A 16,844-nucleotide genomic window follows, 5' to 3' on the forward strand; every position below is an offset into this window, starting at 1 on the left:
CCCATAACCCAAGATGGTAGCGTCAGGCCGCATTCGCCATCGCCATTACCTGATCACTGTTCACGCTCTCGAACGTTATATCGAGCGTATTGGCGGCGATGCTGGCGACATGATTGCGGAAATAGACAACTCATGGTTGTTCGATTTTAACCAAAGAGGCCACTCTCGCAGATGTTGTGCTTCAGCAGTTGCTGCCGATCGCGCTGGTGGTTATACGCTGAGTAGCGGGCGGGCAATGTTTATCGTGTTCCCGAAAGAACAACACGCGATCGTGACAACGTTATCTACGGAGGTGAAATAATGTCCGATGTTAGCCGTGGCCCAGTATCGACACTTCCCGGACAATTTTCAAATGTTCCAGTTGGCGCAATGTGCGATGAACATCCGGAGAAAAACGCGGTAAGACGAATACAGGGTGAAACTGATTCAGTTGGCTGTGAATACCACGATATGTGCCAGGAATGCTTAGAGGAACATTTACGCGCATCCCGTGAAGCTGATTATTCAGGTAAATGTGATTGGTGCAGAAAACATGCCGATCACTTGTACCCTCATCGGGATATCGAGGAGGGGAGCTGCGGACGTGTCTATGAGGTATGCAAACCTTGTATTGAGGCAGAGCGGCAACGCTGGGAAGAAGAAGATGAACAAGGCTTTTGAAATGTGGGTTCGCAAGCGGTACGGAAACCGCTACGACCTGTCGCGAGATTGCGAAGGTTTCTATTGCCGGGAAGTGGTTAAGCGGATGTTTGATGTGTGGTGCCACTGCCGTGGCCTGAGCGTGGTTTAGCGGAGGAAATATGAGTACAGACTTCATGACAGAACAAGAGGTTTCTGAGTTGCTTCAGAAAAAAAGAACAGCTTTATATAACCTCAGAAAAAAACATGGTTTCCCTGAGCCAGTCCTCACCCACCCAGCGAGATATAGCCGCAAAGCCGTGGAAAACTGGATCAGTGCAGGCGGAGTTAACCGAGCTGTTTAACGTGCCAGAGGATTTTATCAGCATACAGCTCGTAAGCTGCTTTCTGCTCAGGTAACCAGTCGTGTTTATTATACACGGCCATCACCCCGCCAAGCTCGTGCCCCAGCATCTTTTCGGTGACATGGGGCATCACCCCTTCTGCAGATAAATTCGTTACCAACGAACGGCGGAAATCATGCGTTCGCCACTCCGGGATATCGATTTTACCTCTCAATTTTTTCATATAGAGATTTGACGACGAACGGTCTATAGCGCGGTCAAGCGTCTGTCCGGGAAACAGCACAGAGTTCCCACTATTCAGCAGCCGCTCAACATAGGGTTTAACCTGGTCAAAGATAGGCCGTCGGATGACATTTCCCATCTTGGAATGCTCAGATGGAGTCGTCCAGATCAGATCATCCATATTGAACTCATCCGGCGTTGAAAGCCGCAGCTCAGATAAGCGTGGTCCCCAGAGCAATAGCAGCTGGTGCAGCACTTTATTGGAGGAGACGATCTTGTTATTTTCCAGTGCCAGCCAAACCTTCGCCAGTTCGGTGTATGTTAACACCCGCTCACCGACGTCAGGCTTCTTGCCTATGGTTTTCACACTTAACTTCATCAGCTCGCATGACGGAACCAACTGCCGGCTGATGCACCAGTTAATTACCGAGCGTAGCTGTAACAGCAGAACGCGCGCTTTCTTTTTGTTCAGGCTTTCCTGTTTATCGAAAAAACGCACCCATGCAGAAACCGGTACATTCGCCACTGGCGCATCTTCAAATTGTGTGTACATCGTGTTGTACACGACCGATTTATAAAGCGTCTGGGTGTTGGGCTTCAGACCGGATGCATACTTATCCCACCACTGATCAAGGCATTCTTTGAGTGTCAGCTCGCCATCTTCACGGGCAAAATAATTTTTGGGGTTCACACCCTTCGTGTACAATGCGCGCATCTCACCGACGATAACCCTAGCGTCCTTGAGGGATGTCGAAGGATAGCGGCCAACCGTCAGGCGCACTGGTTTACCGTTCCATCGATAACGATACTGAAAAGTGATTGTGCCAGTTGGCGTGATCCGGGCACTGAGACCATCACCATCGGTGATTTCTGGTGCCGCAGAATACGGTTTACCGTTGATGCTCCGTAGTTTAGTGTCGCTGAGTGCCAATGCGCTATATCCTGTACACAAGGGTTTCAGGCATTCTGTACTCAATCTGTACTCAATGGCAAGTGAACGAACGCAAATATCAGCATAAACAAGCTGGTAAATGATGAACAAAGACGCACTTACATCTTGATGTCAAAGCAGTAAAGGCGGTAGAATCAGCATCACGGTGAACAACCAAAAACATCGCCGATCAATGTCCCCTTAGTTAAATGGATATAACGAGCCCCTCCTAAGGGCTAATTGCAGGTTCGATTCCTGCAGGGGACACCATTTATCAGTTCGCTCCCATCCGTACCAGTCCGCAAAATCCCCTGAATATCAAGCCTTCCGTATATTCACGGTTCGTCATGGTTCGCGTCAGATCGTTGACAGCCGCACACCATGACGGGTAAAAAGTGGATAAAATAATTTACCCACCGGATTTTTACCCATGCTCACCGTTAAGCAGATTGAAGCAGCAAAGCCGAAAGAAAAACCATACCGCCTTCTCGATGGTAATGGCCTGTACCTTTATGTTCCTGTATCCGGGAAAAAGGTATGGCAGCTTCGCTACAAGATTGACGGTAAGGAGAAAATCCTGACCGTCGGAAAATATCCGCTTATGACTTTGCAAGAGGCAAGGGATAAGGCATGGACCGCGAGGAAAGATATCTCGGTTGGCATAGATCCGGTAAAGGCGAAAAAGGCTTCGTATAACAACAATTCCTTTAGTGCGATTTACAAGGAATGGTACGAGCATAAGAGGCAAGTATGGTCAGTCGGCTATGCGACTGAACTTGCCAAAATGTTTGACGACGACATTTTACCTATCATCGGCGGTCTTGAAATTCAGGATATTGAGCCGATGCAACTTCTTGAAGTAATCCGCAGATTTGAAGATCGCGGTGCAATGGAGCGAGCCAACCTTACTATATCTCGAATAGCACAAAGCCTTGCAATCCAGTGCAAAGCTTTGTGTGTCTCAGTTTTGTCTTACGCTTAAACGTATCTTTTTATTTAGAATTATTTGATGCATTTAATTTTAGATTTTCTTTTCAAAATTAAGCCGCATGGAATCTCAATATATTTATAGCTTAAGTATGAAGACAGAAGAATAAGTACTATAATTGGTACAACCATCAATAATTTATCTAACATATAGATATCACATAGCTTATTTATTATACATATAATGATCACATGCGAAAGATATGTCGAGTATGACCAATCTCCAAGTTTAGATGCAATTCTTGATATAGTGCTATTGCCAATATTGTTTTCAAGACATAAAGCGGAAACAATTAAAGCAGCGCAAGGGATTCCAATTTGGAGAAGTCTTTTTGATTCATTGCTAAAAAATATACTTATCAGTGATAATACGGATATTGTTAGTGCAGTTTTAACACCGATATTTCTGAATAGCCCATTATTATAACATATAGCTATTACCCCCCCCATAACAAACTCAAACAACAGTTCATCATTATAGAAAAGAAATACAGTAGACTCATTATTGCCAAGCCATGAAAACAAATTCATTACAACAAGAGGAATTAGAATACAGCAAATTTTTTTGTTGTTTTCAGGGAATAACAGAGAAATAAATACGCACGTATAAAATAGCATTTCAAAATTAAGAGTCCACCCAACCGTTAGGGTTGGAATATACCAACCTATCTGTTGATTCATTACCGGAATAAAAGCAAGGCTTTTTAATACATTATTTAATCCAATCTCAGCAAACGGAATAACTCCGTGAAAATTGTATGATATTACCACTACCAGCAATGTGTAGAACCAATATGCAGGAATAATTCTTACCATCCTATTGAGAGCAAATGACGTAGGTGTAATATTATTTTTCGATATTGACTTATAAATAATAAAGCCACTTATGATAAAAAACATATCGACACCATTGCCAGCCTTAAGTGCAATAGTGTGCATCAATTTGGATGATGCAGACCATTGAAACATGACTTGAGAAATATGATGATAAACAACTGCCCAAGCAGCAAGTGCTCTTAAGATTTGTATTGACTTAATCACGGATAAATCCTAATGTTTTTTCATGCATTTTATACTATACCGATCGAAAGTCCAGTTCTCTTTTCCCATATCATACTATTCGCAATATACGGTGTAAAAATATGATAAACATCAACTTCCTTATTAATGTGTTAATAAACCATTTTTGTTAAATGCTTTCTATGCCCAATAAGAATCAATACTATAAGTTATAGAACCTTTTATTGTGGCATCAACATTGACATCGCTTTTATGTACAGGATCACAATCAGGGTTGTTAAATTTGTAAAAATCAATGTAATCATTTCCGCGATCGATGGCTCGCCGTAAACACTTGCCACCCAGTTGTCAAACCAAAAGTTATGGAAATAACGCCAGATACTTGGTTTGCGGCTTTGTGCGGTTGGTTTCTCATTCTCATTTAACCTGATTGTTCTGCGAATACGTTCAGTCTTATAATAAACTCTATAGTAACCAAACTTCCATTTTGATGATATTTAACATCCCTAGCTAAAAGTCCAATACCATTTGTCGAATCACCAAATGTTATCGTAATCTCACCATCAATAGAGCGTCGTTCTCTTAATGACTCTAGTTGCAAGGCATTCTGAACAGATGTAATTCATGCTGCATAGATATTAGCCGAAGTGTTATATACAATAGTTGACCCTGCCAATAGTTAACCCTGCAGCGTCATCTGTACAGCCAATTAGCGGCATTCCCGTGCCAAATTTACCGCCATTTATGACAATATGATTACCTGGGCCATGTATGTAGAAGTTCCATGAATATGATTTCCCCCACGAAAGCATTGGATTATTAAAAGTTACGTAATTATTATCTTTAACAGAAACAATCTGATCCCCCCCATCTTTTGGTATGCATATATACCCAATAAACATCAAGATGTGGGTGTGAACACCCGAAAGTGATCATTAATTCTGGATGTCAGCCGCTATATCCGGCAGCGTCTGGTTAAAAAAGACAGATATTGCGTCCCTGAACACTCGCGTACTGCTGAAGTAGCGATTATTCCGCGCATGTTCGTTCATTAATTTCCACATTCTTTCTATCGGATTCAGGTTTGGACTGTAAGGGGGAAGGTAATGCAGCCTGATATTTACCACTTCCGCCCAGTCTTTCACTAACTGTGAACGGTGATAACCTGCTCCATCCAGAATAACGTGGATTTTCTGGTTATAATCAGGATAAACCTTTCGTATATCATTGAAAAAACGGTATACATTATATTCATTAATGGTTTTATATTCGCAGATTAGCGGTGACGTCAGTGCTTTCAGATTTAGCGCCCCATGATATTCAGGCGTGTGCGGCTGCCTGTTGTTTTTACTGCTTTTTTCTGGCCTTTGCGTATCCAGCCATAGCTGATTTTAGTGGCCTGAGTCGGATGGACTCCATCAATAAAAAGAATCGGTTCATCACCCACAGTTGTTTTCAGTTCCACATAATATTCAATGAATTGCCTTTGTTTCTCTTCACAGAATTTATGGGGAACGCCTGACGGTTTTTGTAGGTGAAACCATTACAATGCAGCCACTTATTCATCCCCAGAATGCTGAAAATGATGTTCCATGTCCGGGTGACAAACGCAATAACATCGCGGGTACGGTGAAATAAATTATCGGATAACTGACTGATAAAAAGGGCCATTTGTTCAGCTCTGAGTTTGCGGCCTGAGCCGCCGTTTTCGGCCTTCAGTTTCCCTTTATTCAGGAATTCACTGATATGGTGATCAATCGTTGTCTAATGTAGGCGTAAAGCCTGAGCAATCATGGCAGAACTCCAGCCTTCGGAGGCCAGAAGAATAGCTTAAATACGAGCTCTGACTCGCCCGTCACGGCTGGAATCATGAAGGCGTTCAAGTTCAGCTTTTTGTTGCTCAGTGATGAATATTTTCATGTTGGACAGCATGATCTCCGATTGCTGAAAAATCAATCAGTTCCAATGATCACGGGTATAAAATCGTTAATTGTATTATCGTTACCTGACTGCAAATGCATTCCTACCCCCATTCCAATATCAGTTGCAGATGGTAACTCATAGGCACAACTGGTCATGGTGAGGTCATTACAGTTATTGATATAGTAGGCCGTTCTGACAGTACCATCACTTGTACAACAAACCATGTTCGAATACTGACCGTTCTCTATCCGGAAAGCTCCTGGCAAGACTTAAGCATCGTTTACCCGTCCAGAGTTGAAGTGGTCAACAAAAACTGGCCACCGAGTTAGAGTTTTTCCAGTATCGATTTTCCGATTCGTTTGGGGGTAACCCACCGTTATATTCGTGCGGTCTTAGTGCGCTGTAATATCCAACGATATAGTCCGTTATGGCGTGAGCAGCCTCGCTGAAGCTTACGTAACCCACCACCGGTATCCACTCGTTCTTCAGACTCCTGAAGAAGCGTTCCATTGGGCTGTTATCCCAGCAGTTTCCGCGCCGGCTCATACTCTGCCTGAACTGGTATCGCCACAGTAACTGCCGAAACTGCCTGCTCGTATAATGACTGCCCTGGACGCTGTGGAAAATCACCCCGCCGGGCTTACCACGGGTTTCCCATGCCATTTCCAGCGCTTTCATGGTGAGCCTGCTGTCCGGCGAGAACGACATGGCCCAGCCCACTGGTTTTCTTGCGAACAGGCCTAGAACAACGGCGAGGTACGCCCAGCGCTTACCCGTCCAGATATAGGTCACATCACCGCACCTGATTTGGCTCGGTTACGGCGAACTGCCGTTCAAGGTAGTTAGGGATAGCAACATGTTCATGACCACCACGTTTATATCGGTGAGTCGGCTGCTGGCAACTGACCAATCCCAACTCTTTCATGAACCTGCCAGCAAGCCAGCGTCCCATCTGGTAGCCTCTCCGGGTTGCCATTGTGGCGATGCTTCTTGCTCCGGCCGAACCGTGGCTGATGCCATGTAGCTCAAGTACCTGACTGCGTAATACAGCCCGTCTGCCGTCTGGTTTTTCAGGACGGTTTTTCCAGTATCTGTAGCCAGAGTGTGACCACAGGATAATGCGCTCTGAGTTTCCCGATTATCGAGAACTGTTCAGGGAGTCTGACATCAAGAGCGCGGTAGCCTTTTTTAATATTTCGTTTTCCATTTCAATTCGTTGTAGCTTTTTCTTTAGCTCACGTATTTCGATTTGTTTCGGAGTTATCGGGAAGTCTGTTTGTGTTTTTCCCTGACGCTCATCACGCAGTTGTTTGCCCCATCTTGTCATCGTGGAAAGGCCAACATCAATAGTTTGGCGGCATCTGCCACTGTGTAGTTCTGGTCAACAATCAGTTGAGCGGATTCGCGTTTGAATTCAGGACTAGATTTTCGGCTTTTCATTTGTGCACCTGTATTGTTCTGAGGTGAGCATATCACCTCTGTTCAGATGAACAAATTAAATAAACCACTAAAATTCACAATAGACTTTCATTCATCTAACGAATTAAGTATTATCCCAATATTAAGGATAATCTAAAAATATAGCCGCAGTTAAATTTTTGTACGCCCAAACTTACCAACATTAATACTTATCAACGTTAATACTTATAAACATTAATACTTCTAGTTTTAACGTATTTTCGGAGGTTTCGATTATGGGGAGTAAAAATATTGCAATCGCAGGAGGCGGTTTTTTTGGTTTGTATCTGGCAGAACAACTTGCATTGAAGGGTTGTAAAGTTACAGTTTATGAGAAAAGTCAAGAACTCATGTCCCGAGCATCCTATGTTAATCAGGCTCGAGTGCACAATGGCTATCATTATCCACGCAGCATCTTGACAGCGTTACGCTCTCGTATCTCTTTCCCCCGTTTTGTTACTGAATTTCGCGACTGCATTGAAGATGATTTTGCCAAATATTACCTTGTTGCAGGTGCGTTAAGTAAAATAACAGGTGCACAATTTAGCCGATTTTGTCAACGTATAGGTGCTGAATGTGAAGATGCTCCTCCGTCAGTGAAACGTTTGATTAATCCTGTACTTATCGATGCGGTGTTTACTACCCGTGAGTATGCATTTGATTCCCATAAGCTGCGTAATATAATGCTACAACGGCTTTCAGCGGCAAAAGTTACTATTGTAACGGACGCGGTTGTTGAAAAAGTTAGCAAATCTGGTGAGGGGTTAGAGGTAATCACAACAATATCTGGACAACCAGATATTAGCTATGTTGATCATCTTTTCAATTGTACTTATTCAAGAATTAATTATCTCTTGAATGGCTCTGAGCTTACATTAATTCCCCTTCGTCATGAAATGACGGAAATGTGCCTTGTAACTGTTCCAGACGAGCTAAAAAAAATGGGGTTAACACTAATGTGTGGCCCTTTTTTTTCTGTTATGCCATTCCCACCAGCTCAACTACATTCCTTCAGCCATGTTCGATACACCCCCCATTACCAATGGAATGACAGACCAAATAAACCTTACGAGGATGCATATAGAAAGTATGAACTGAATGAACGGCATTCGGCCTGGGGGCATATGATAAGAGATGCCACGCGTTATATCCCTTGTTTGGGTGAATGCCAATATCAAAGCTCTATCTGGGAAGTAAAAACAATCCTTCCACGAAGTGATAGCGATGATTCTCGCCCAATTTTATTTCGCCCGAATTATATATTGAAGGGGCTTCACTGCGTGATGGGTGGGAAAATTGACAATATTTATGATGCTCTACATGAAATAGAACGCGTGATCGAGTTGAGTTGATAAAAATGAAAAGTGAATCTTTTGTATCAGTCGTTATTGTCATTCCAGACCACTTGAATGATATCTATACTCCTTTATCTAAACTAGCCTCACTTCTGGATACGCTATACAGTGATTACGAATTAGTCGTTATAGCACCGGGGTTAGACAATACTAGTGCACAGGTAGAAGATCGTGTGTTGAAGGATATTCCTTGTGTACGAATAATCCAGCTATCCACTCCCGTATTTCATGATGTTGCGTTAGCGGCTGGATTAGAAAGTGCTATCGGTGATTTTGTTGTTTTATGGAATCCACTGGCCGATCCGGTAGAAGTCGTACCTCAAAGTGTTAACAAATGTCGTGAAGGTGCCGATGTCGTAATTGGTGTCTCGAATAGCGTTCGTTCACTACGTTATCGGATACTTCGTCGACTCATGAATGTTGCATTGCGCACCATAGATTATGAGATTCCTTCTAACTCAACGGGGTTACGTTGTTTAAGCCGTCGCGCTGTAAATGCCGTTACTCGAATCGGGCGATTTCACCACCAATTCTATCTTCGTATTCACAAAACCGGCTATCCAGCCGAAGCCCTCATCTACAAACCTCTAAAACAATCAGAGGGCGCCGGGGTAGTAAAATCATTGCATCGATTGATGCACCTGGTAATATTTAACTCCACGAAGCCGCTACGTTGGATGTCTATTCTCGGTTTCGGCGGAAGTCTTGCAGGTTTTCTATTTGCTTGTTATAGCGTGTTGATCCATCTGTTCAGTGGGCTTGTTGTTGAAGGCTGGACAACGTCTATATTAGTTGTAACTTCATTATTTATAATTCAGTTCGTCATGATGGCTTTTTTTGGCGAGTATTTGGGACGCCTGCTAGATGAAAGCAACTCACAGGCAGAGTATGCAGTGGTTTATGAACGAACAAGTGAAGTCATGGTTAATACCGATAGGTTTAATGTTATGCACACTTCTCTGCCACTAGAGTCTAATTATGTACAAACTGGTCGTGATGGTTTAACACCACAGGCTATGGGGGAAGAATGGACGCATTGATTGGATATACCGGTTTTGTCGGTACAACTTTATTAAGACAACGTCGTTTCGATGCACTATATCGCTCAACCAACATCGACGAAATTGTTGGAAAAACATTTGATACTGTAGTTTGTGCCGGTGCCCCTGCACAAAAATGGCTTGCAAATAAAGACCCTGCCGACGACATAAAAAAAATCAATAACCTAATTGAAAAATTAAAAACCATATCTTGTCAAAAATTTATTTTGATTAGTACTGTGGATGTATTTAAAGATCCAGTTAATGTTGATGAGACTACATCAATCGAAACAGAAGGATTACATGCTTATGGTGCACACAGATATTATTTAGAACAATTTGTTAGCAAACAATTCCCTGACAATCTAATTATACGATTACCAGGCCTCGTTGGGCCAGGTCTCAAAAAAAACATTATCTATGATTTTTTGCATAAAAATAATATTTTACAAATCGAAAGTCGTAGTGTTTTTCAATTTTACCCGATGATCAACTTGTGGTATGACATTAACATTGCGCTACAACATAAATTATCACTGGTACATTTGACTGCGGCACCAATAAGCGTCGCTGATATAGCACAACATAGTTTTGGCTTCGAGTTTTGCAATCACATTCAGGATAAACCTGGATATTACGATATGAAAAGTTGCCATAGCCACCTATTTACTAACGATCATGACTATCAGTATAACCGTCGTGAATCATTGATGGCAATACGCGCTTATGCACAATCTGAAATAGGCAGTAATTAAAATGAGACTTTCACTCTCAGGTTTGGCCTGGAATATAACCGATGATGATTCTATCTGTCACCTACTACATTCCAGACAGATTGATGCAATAGATATTGTCCCTGGGAAATACTTCCCCAATCCGTTAGATGCTAGTGAACGCGAAATATTTGCCGTTCGTAATTACTGGCATGACAATGGAATTTCATTAGTTGGCATGCAATCATTATTATTTGGAACCCAAGGGTTAAATCTTTTTTCAACCAACGAAGTACAAAAAAAAATGTTGGTTCACTTACAGGCTATCAGTCGTATTGCTGCTGGTTTAGGAATTCCAGCATTAGTGTTTGGATCACCTAAAAACCGCGACCGAAAGGGATTATCTGATAGTATCACTCTTGAAACTGCAATAAATTTCTTTAATCATCTTGGTGATATTGCGCGGCAAGAAGGCGTTTATTTTTGCCTTGAACCTAACCCAGTCTGTTACGGGGCAAACTTTATGATTGACAGTGCTGAAACTGCTTTTGTTGTTCGGCAAGTAAATCACCCAGCAATTAAAATGCAGCTGGATACTGGTGCCATCATAATTAACAAAGAAAATATTAATGATATCCTTCAGCAAGACGCTGACATTATAGGTCATATTCATCTCAGTGAGCCAGATCTGGCTCCTTTAGGCTGTAGTGGTGCGAACCATACACATATTGCTAATGCTCTCTATCACGCATTACCGAACTCTATTGCAACAATCGAAATGCTCGATCCCCAAAATAAGCATTCGCTTTCCTCTATTGAGGATGCTCTTGATTTCGCAATTTCTCATTATCGCCAGTAGAAAGGGGGAATAGCATGAAGTGGCTCATTTTAATTCTTGGCATATTTTCTAATGCCTCGGCCAGTGTTCTTATAAAATTAGCAATAACCCCTCCCAGAAGGCTCCCAAGTTTGGCTGAACCTCTTGCCGCGCTTGCAAATTGGCCATTATGGTTAGGGATATTTCTATATGGAATTGCCTTTTTGTTATATGCTGTTACACTGGCATTTTTACCTTTGAATGTAGCACACCCAATACTGACCTCTGGTGCAATTGCCTGTGTCGCATTATTCTCTGTCATTATTTTCCGCGAACCAGTTTACTGGTCTACCATTACTGGAATTCTGTTGGTGATGAGTGGTGTCGCCCTTATTACCCTTAAAGTTAAGTAAACATTATGACTGAATTCATATCTCAAACACTTCGCGCCAAATGGCAAGTCCCTGCCTACGAAAACCAAATGTGGCTTGGTAAAAAACACAATTATTGCGTCGTTATCCCCGTAATTAACGAAGGTAATCGTATACATAACCTATTAGCAAGAATGGCTGCCATAAATGTATCAACTTATGCGGATATAATTATTGTTGATGGTGGTAGCACCGATGGTTCTCTGAATCCCAATATCCTACAGGAAAAAGGCGTTCGTGGTCTAATACTGAAAACAGCACCGGGTAAGCTAAGCGCACAGCTAAGATGTGCCTATGCTTTTGCTCTTGAGCGAGGTTATGAAGGCATTGTGACTATTGATGGAAATGACAAAGATGATCCTGTAGCTATTCCACAATTTATCACAGCTCTAAAAAATGGTGTACATTTCGTCCAAGCGTCTCGTTTCCTTAATGGTGGTTTAGCAGAAAATACTCCTCTCACCCGAGATATTGCAATACGTTTTATCCATGCGCCTATGCTTAGTTTCTTTTCAGGATTTAAATGGACAGATACCACTCAAGGATTTAGGGGTTATAGTAGTAAAATGTTGCTTGACGAGCGTGTTGCACCGTTCCGAGATATTTTCTCATCTTATGAACTACTGGCATATCTTTCATACCGAGTCCCACAACTTGGTTATCGTTGCTTAGAAATTCCGACCATTCGTCGTTATCCTAAAGGTGAAATACCTACAAAAATAAATGGAATCAAAGGAAATTTTTCCGTATTGATTGTCTTATTTAAAGCGTGTTTTGGATTTTATAATCAGAGAAAAGGAAAATGAGAAATATAAACATCAGCAGTTATATTATTTTAATAATATTTGGCATGCTAATTTTGGCTATGCGTTATACGACTCCAATCATCAACCCCTGGCTTTATGCGGAAGATGGCGTCTGGGTTGCTAATGCATTGAATCATGGTTGGCTAGAAACCTTCATTAATGCCAGAGAAGATTATTTTGTATTCTTTAATATTTTCTTTTTGTTTGTATCAACATCAATCAGCAGTATTATAAGCGGGAGCCCATTATTACTTCTTCCGCAATCCCTAGCTATAGTATCGTATTTTTTCTATAGTCTAATGGCCGTTATGGCTTTTCATTTAATCATTAAAATATCCAATCCATTATTTTCTATTTTAGCATACTTCATAGCTCTATTATTGCCTTTAGGTCATTCTCAATCTGAAAATATCGGTCATTTGCTACAAATTGGTTTTTATATGCCAGCTATAGCGAGTGCTCTTATTATACAGAGAGAGTACGTCAATAAAAAAATTGCCAAAATTATTATTGACATAATGATCTGGTTAACTGCCGCAACAAACCCTGTCGTATTTATAATTGTAGGGGTTTATTATTTCTTCAAATTATTGAATGTTAAAAATAAATATATTTTAATTAAGGATATGCTACCTTTAGCTATATCCATGGTCATATTAGCTTTATTTATACTTCCTCGAATCAACGGCTCTGGTGGACTTGGTGACGCTGGCTACAATCCTAATAACATTATTGAAATGGTAACGGCTCGACTGCTACTTTATCCATTTGTATTTCCGTGGTATGAAAAATTAAATGATTCAATATCGATAATTCTATCATTTGTATATATTATCTTTTGTACAACTATTATTTACAAAACTAAAGATGTAACAATAAAAAAGCATTTACTTACTTTAGCGATCGCACTCTTTATCTGTCTTGTTACGACTGTTTTTGGTAGAATCGGCCTCAGTGATCTCCTGAATAACTATCAAACCACATTTCCCGATAGATATTTTGTTGGAACAAACTTTCTCTCTATCTTATTGTTCATAGCATGTTTATCTCAATGTAATTTCTCAAAACCAATCAGTTATTTATCTTATTTTATTTCCGGAGTGTTATTGTGTATTTATATTGTGAATGCAGACATAATATCAGAAAGTGAAATGGCGAAGAAAAACATTTTTTTAAATGATCATTTTTATTATTCAATATGTCACGCTGAAAAAATTGATAACGCAAATTCAGCCATACAAATCAAACCAGCAAACTGGGTTATGATTGTTCCAACAAACTTAATTAGCGAAATTCACTGCCACTAAAGTATTGCATGATTTATGCCCCGAAGCTGGGGCTTTAATTTTGCTAGTCACTTAATACAAATGACCAGAAACTAGCGATTCTTTTTTAAGCCGATACAGACTCAGAACTTCTTTTTACTTTCCAGATTCAGCTCTTGTATCGTCTTAACTGCTTTGTCCTGATAACGGTCATCTTCCTGTATTTTATATTGAATGGCATCCAGACAGACGATAGAACTTTTCCAGTGGACATTGTTGCCACTGGTTTAACTCAGAAATGGCCTTATTTGTCATGGCGATAATGGTCATAGCGGGCACGCTGAAAGCATATAAATCTTCAATCTCACTACAGAGATCCTGCAGCGTACCCCAGGCACAACAAGAGAATGATAATCCGTTCGATCTTATAGGGGAACGTGGTCTAGCGCCTTTTTCACTAATTGGGAATCAACCGAGCGATTAGAGTCGCGTGACGTAGTCCGTAGTCCATTCGAAACTGCCCTTTGTGGCTTTAATAATCTTTTTACTGGAACCGTTTTTAGACCTGGCTTCCAACTACTGAACCAGACGAGAGCCAAATTCCTCAGTCAATGCAGCTGAGGTTAACTATTTGATTAAATGATCTAAAATGCCGTCCTCATCCGTTAGCTCCGGACTGAAGCACCTAAGGGTTTTATCAAAATCGAAGGGCTGGACATACGTCATTCCTTTCTGATTGCAAGTTACTGAAATGCCCCAGAATTTCTCACACTCTCTTTTTTCGTGTTTGTACACAATTTTACGCAAAGACCTTTTATCGGAAATGACGTAAAAACGGCCACCAACTCAACAATAACGATCATGTCCAGCCGATTGCTCTAAAGTGGCATTATATATTCACGAAATGGATGGTCACAGGTGAACAATCTCTTCAGTTGGTGCTCTGAACACCTGCCATTAAAATTTTCGCTCCACTACCGCCTTCCATACCCCACCATAAAGCGAATTATCAATCCGCAGGCTGGTGCAAGAAACATAAATATTCCCGTGACCAACTCATTGCCACTGGTTAACCACATCGTGGAGTAATAAATGAGTGCGGCAAGGATGACCATACCGAAAAATGAAGAGACAGCAGAAACTACATTTAATACCTGACCGATATATCCGCTAACGCAGACGATACACAGGGCGAGAAACATCCATAAATAAATCATAGCTCAACCTCCTGCCGTGCTAAAAAACGTGTTACTTCAATTACTCCAATAGTAAGACAATTCTTAACCACTGGCAATTTCAGCAAAATATCAATAAAAACAATATATTATCAACATAACTATAAATCACTGAAAAATATTCACTTGAGTGATAAATAATCAGTAGCTGAAAATAATCAGCTGGTGATAAAATAGAAATACCGTATTCATGCTCCTCGTGGTTATGTCCTGACTAGTCTTTACACTCTTTACAGGAACCATTGTCGTACATGATGGCCCAATCAATTGAGTGTACCGCTGTAGACATGGAATCTTCTGCGATACAACAATTCGTATCTACAGAAGGTAACTATGTTTCCACAATGCAAATTTTCCCGCGAGTTCCTGCATCCTCGCTACTGGCTGACGTGGTTTGGTCTTGGCGTACTCTGGCTTTGGGTACAACTTCCTTACCCTGTTCTGTGCTTCCTTGGCACGCGTATCGGCACAATGGCCAGACCGTTCTTGAAACGTCGCGAATCCATCGCCTGCAAAAACCTTGAGCTTTGCTTCCCGCTGCTTTCCTCCGAAGAGCGCGAGAAGATGATTACTGACAACTTTCGCTCGCTCGGAATGGCGTTGGTAGAAACTGGAATGGCGTGGTTCTGGCCAGATCGTCGCGTGCGTAAATGGTTTGATGTCGAAGGGCTGGATAACCTGCAACGCGCGCAAATGCAAAATCGCGGCGTGATGGTTGTCGGTGTGCACTTTATGTCGCTGGAGTTGGGTGGCCGCGTAATGGGGCTTTGCCAACCGATGATGGCAACTTACCGTCCGCATAATAATCAACTGATGGAATGGGTACAGACCCGTGGTCGCATGCGTTCCAATAAAGCGATGATCGGTAGAAATAATCTGCGCGGCATTGTCAGTGCGCTGAAAAAAGGTGAAGCCGTATGGTTTGCACCTGACCAGGATTATGGTCGTAAAGGTAGCTCCTTCGCGCCGTTCTTTGCGGTAGAAAATGTTGCTACAACCAATGGCACCTACGTTCTCTCTCGCCTCTCTGGCGCAGCTATGCTAACTGTGACGATGGTACGAAAAACCGATTATAGCGGTTACCGTCTGTTTATTACGCCAGAAATGGAAGGCTATCCGGCTGATGAAATTCAGGCCGCCGCCTATATGAATAAAATTATTGAGAAAGAGATTATGCGCGCACCAGAGCAGTATCTCTGGATCCATCGCCGCTTCAAAACGCGTCCGGTGGGTGAAGCCTCGTTATACGTTTAACAAATAACCCAGGCTTTTTCCCTCCTCAGATAAGCCATAATAACATCATGGTTTTTATGGCTTTTTTCTTAAGATTTTCCCCTTCGCTGAATCGTGAATTATTACTTCCAGAAATCAATCTGTCGCCGATATGCGACACTCGTAAGTTACTAAAAGTAAATAAGAAAATGCCACTTGTTTCGATTTAGTTTTAGGCGTACATTAGCGCCGTCTCGAGCCAATATGCTCAGAATTCTGAGGTGATGCCCGCGGGTGTCAGCTCACTGTAACAGGTGTAATGAAGTCATTCAGGCGTAACAGTAATTACGCGGAGAGATGTAAAGTGAAATATTTCTTTATGGGCATTTCTTTTATGGTCATCGTTTGGGCCGGTACTTTTGCCCTGATGATCTAAAAGTAAACTG

At 41.7% G+C, this 16,844-nt stretch carries 16 protein-coding genes, 1 tRNA gene and 3 pseudogenes; 15 read left to right on the forward strand and 5 right to left on the reverse strand.

All coding sequences use genetic code 11. The features are described from left to right. Positions 1–13: 13 nt before the first annotated feature. The 4 genes from FEK66_RS08225 to FEK66_RS08240 are packed head-to-tail and all read left to right on the forward strand — an operon-like array spanning position 14 to position 983. Positions 14–301 (forward strand): hypothetical protein, encoded by a 288-nt coding sequence (locus FEK66_RS08225; protein ID WP_135494776.1) that lies wholly within the window; start codon positions 14–16, stop codon positions 299–301. Continuing rightward, entirely contained in the window at positions 301–660 is a 360-nt protein-coding gene (locus tag FEK66_RS08230; RefSeq protein ID WP_135494779.1) for a hypothetical protein, read from the forward strand. Before FEK66_RS08225 ends, FEK66_RS08230 begins: the two co-directional genes overlap by 1 nt. Then, a complete protein-coding gene (locus FEK66_RS08235) occupies positions 644–790 on the forward strand; it encodes a hypothetical protein (RefSeq protein WP_135494782.1) in 147 nt (48 codons plus the stop codon). The genes FEK66_RS08230 and FEK66_RS08235 overlap by 17 nt, the downstream gene beginning before the upstream one ends. Before the next feature lie 10 nt (positions 791–800). Continuing rightward, positions 801–983: a helix-turn-helix domain-containing protein gene (locus tag FEK66_RS08240; RefSeq protein ID WP_135494784.1), complete on the forward strand. Its 183-nt coding sequence runs from the start codon at positions 801–803 to the stop codon at positions 981–983. Here the strand turns inward: FEK66_RS08240 and FEK66_RS08245 are convergent. Then, positions 967–2,136 (reverse strand): site-specific integrase, encoded by a 1,170-nt coding sequence (locus FEK66_RS08245; RefSeq protein WP_135494786.1) that lies wholly within the window; start codon positions 2,134–2,136, stop codon positions 967–969. The two genes, FEK66_RS08240 and FEK66_RS08245, sit on opposite strands and share 17 nt — an antisense overlap. A gap of 195 nt (positions 2,137–2,331) precedes the next feature. Here FEK66_RS08245 and FEK66_RS08250 point away from each other — a divergent pair. Together FEK66_RS08250 and intS are read left to right on the forward strand one after the other, a co-directional pair. Beyond that, positions 2,332–2,406: transfer RNA gene (locus FEK66_RS08250), tRNA-Arg, on the forward strand. A 160-nt stretch (positions 2,407–2,566) separates the two neighbouring features. Then, positions 2,567–3,040, forward strand: a pseudogene (intS, locus tag FEK66_RS08255) (prophage integrase IntS); the annotation flags it as partial. Between the two features lie 98 nt (positions 3,041–3,138). Here intS and FEK66_RS08260 read toward each other — a convergent pair. The 3 genes and pseudogenes from FEK66_RS08260 to FEK66_RS08270 form a co-directional block, all read right to left on the reverse strand. Continuing rightward, a complete protein-coding gene (locus tag FEK66_RS08260) occupies positions 3,139–4,164 on the reverse strand; it encodes an acyltransferase (RefSeq protein WP_138211443.1) in 1,026 nt (341 codons plus the stop codon). Positions 4,165–5,044: 880 nt separating this feature from the next. Continuing rightward, positions 5,045–6,075, reverse strand: a pseudogene (locus FEK66_RS08265) (IS630 family transposase). A gap of 294 nt (positions 6,076–6,369) precedes the next feature. After that, a pseudogene (locus tag FEK66_RS08270) lies at positions 6,370–7,506 on the reverse strand (IS3 family transposase). Positions 7,507–7,760: 254 nt separating this feature from the next. Between FEK66_RS08270 and FEK66_RS08275 the strand changes: the two are divergent. From FEK66_RS08275 to FEK66_RS08305, 7 genes are read left to right on the forward strand one after another with little or no spacing between them, the layout of a single operon-like run. Further along, positions 7,761–8,876: an FAD-dependent oxidoreductase gene (locus tag FEK66_RS08275; RefSeq protein ID WP_138211444.1), complete on the forward strand. Its 1,116-nt coding sequence runs from the start codon at positions 7,761–7,763 to the stop codon at positions 8,874–8,876. A gap of 5 nt (positions 8,877–8,881) precedes the next feature. Next, positions 8,882–9,919, forward strand: coding sequence for a glycosyl transferase family 2 (locus tag FEK66_RS08280; RefSeq protein WP_131162061.1), 1,038 nt, complete (start codon positions 8,882–8,884; stop codon positions 9,917–9,919). Beyond that, entirely contained in the window at positions 9,907–10,674 is a 768-nt protein-coding gene (locus tag FEK66_RS08285; protein WP_131162062.1) for an NAD-dependent epimerase/dehydratase family protein, read from the forward strand. The genes FEK66_RS08280 and FEK66_RS08285 overlap by 13 nt, the downstream gene beginning before the upstream one ends. A 1-nt stretch (position 10,675) precedes the next feature. Further along, complete coding sequence (locus tag FEK66_RS08290; RefSeq protein ID WP_131162063.1) at positions 10,676–11,491, forward strand: TIM barrel protein; 816 nt, start codon at positions 10,676–10,678, stop codon at positions 11,489–11,491. Between the two features lie 14 nt (positions 11,492–11,505). Then, on the forward strand, positions 11,506–11,862 hold the full coding sequence (locus FEK66_RS08295; RefSeq protein ID WP_130216894.1) for a multidrug transporter: 357 nt from the start codon (positions 11,506–11,508) through the stop codon (positions 11,860–11,862). A 5-nt stretch (positions 11,863–11,867) separates the two neighbouring features. Beyond that, on the forward strand, positions 11,868–12,686 hold the full coding sequence (locus tag FEK66_RS08300) for a glycosyltransferase family 2 protein (protein WP_130207322.1): 819 nt from the start codon (positions 11,868–11,870) through the stop codon (positions 12,684–12,686). Continuing rightward, positions 12,683–13,993 carry a hypothetical protein gene (locus tag FEK66_RS08305; RefSeq protein ID WP_131162064.1) on the forward strand — a complete coding sequence of 437 codons (1,311 nt, stop codon included), beginning with the start codon at positions 12,683–12,685 and terminating at the stop codon, positions 13,991–13,993. The genes FEK66_RS08300 and FEK66_RS08305 overlap by 4 nt, the downstream gene beginning before the upstream one ends. Before the next feature lie 932 nt (positions 13,994–14,925). On the opposite strand, the gene FEK66_RS08315 is transcribed toward FEK66_RS08305, so the two are convergent. Continuing rightward, a complete protein-coding gene (locus tag FEK66_RS08315) occupies positions 14,926–15,168 on the reverse strand; it encodes a YfdY family protein (RefSeq protein ID WP_131162065.1) in 243 nt (80 codons plus the stop codon). A gap of 351 nt (positions 15,169–15,519) precedes the next feature. Here FEK66_RS08315 and lpxP point away from each other — a divergent pair, with 351 nt between their 5' ends. Together lpxP and ypdK are read left to right on the forward strand one after the other, a co-directional pair. Continuing rightward, on the forward strand, positions 15,520–16,440 hold the full coding sequence (gene lpxP / locus FEK66_RS08320; protein WP_130260687.1) for a kdo(2)-lipid IV(A) palmitoleoyltransferase: 921 nt from the start codon (positions 15,520–15,522) through the stop codon (positions 16,438–16,440). Positions 16,441–16,762: 322 nt separating this feature from the next. Continuing rightward, complete coding sequence (gene ypdK / locus FEK66_RS08325) at positions 16,763–16,834, forward strand: membrane protein YpdK (RefSeq protein ID WP_010723117.1); 72 nt, start codon at positions 16,763–16,765, stop codon at positions 16,832–16,834. Positions 16,835–16,844: the final 10 nt, after the last annotated feature.

Origin of the sequence: Escherichia sp. E1130 (assembly GCF_005781065.1) — a bacterium.
Taxonomy (GTDB): domain Bacteria; phylum Pseudomonadota; class Gammaproteobacteria; order Enterobacterales; family Enterobacteriaceae; genus Escherichia.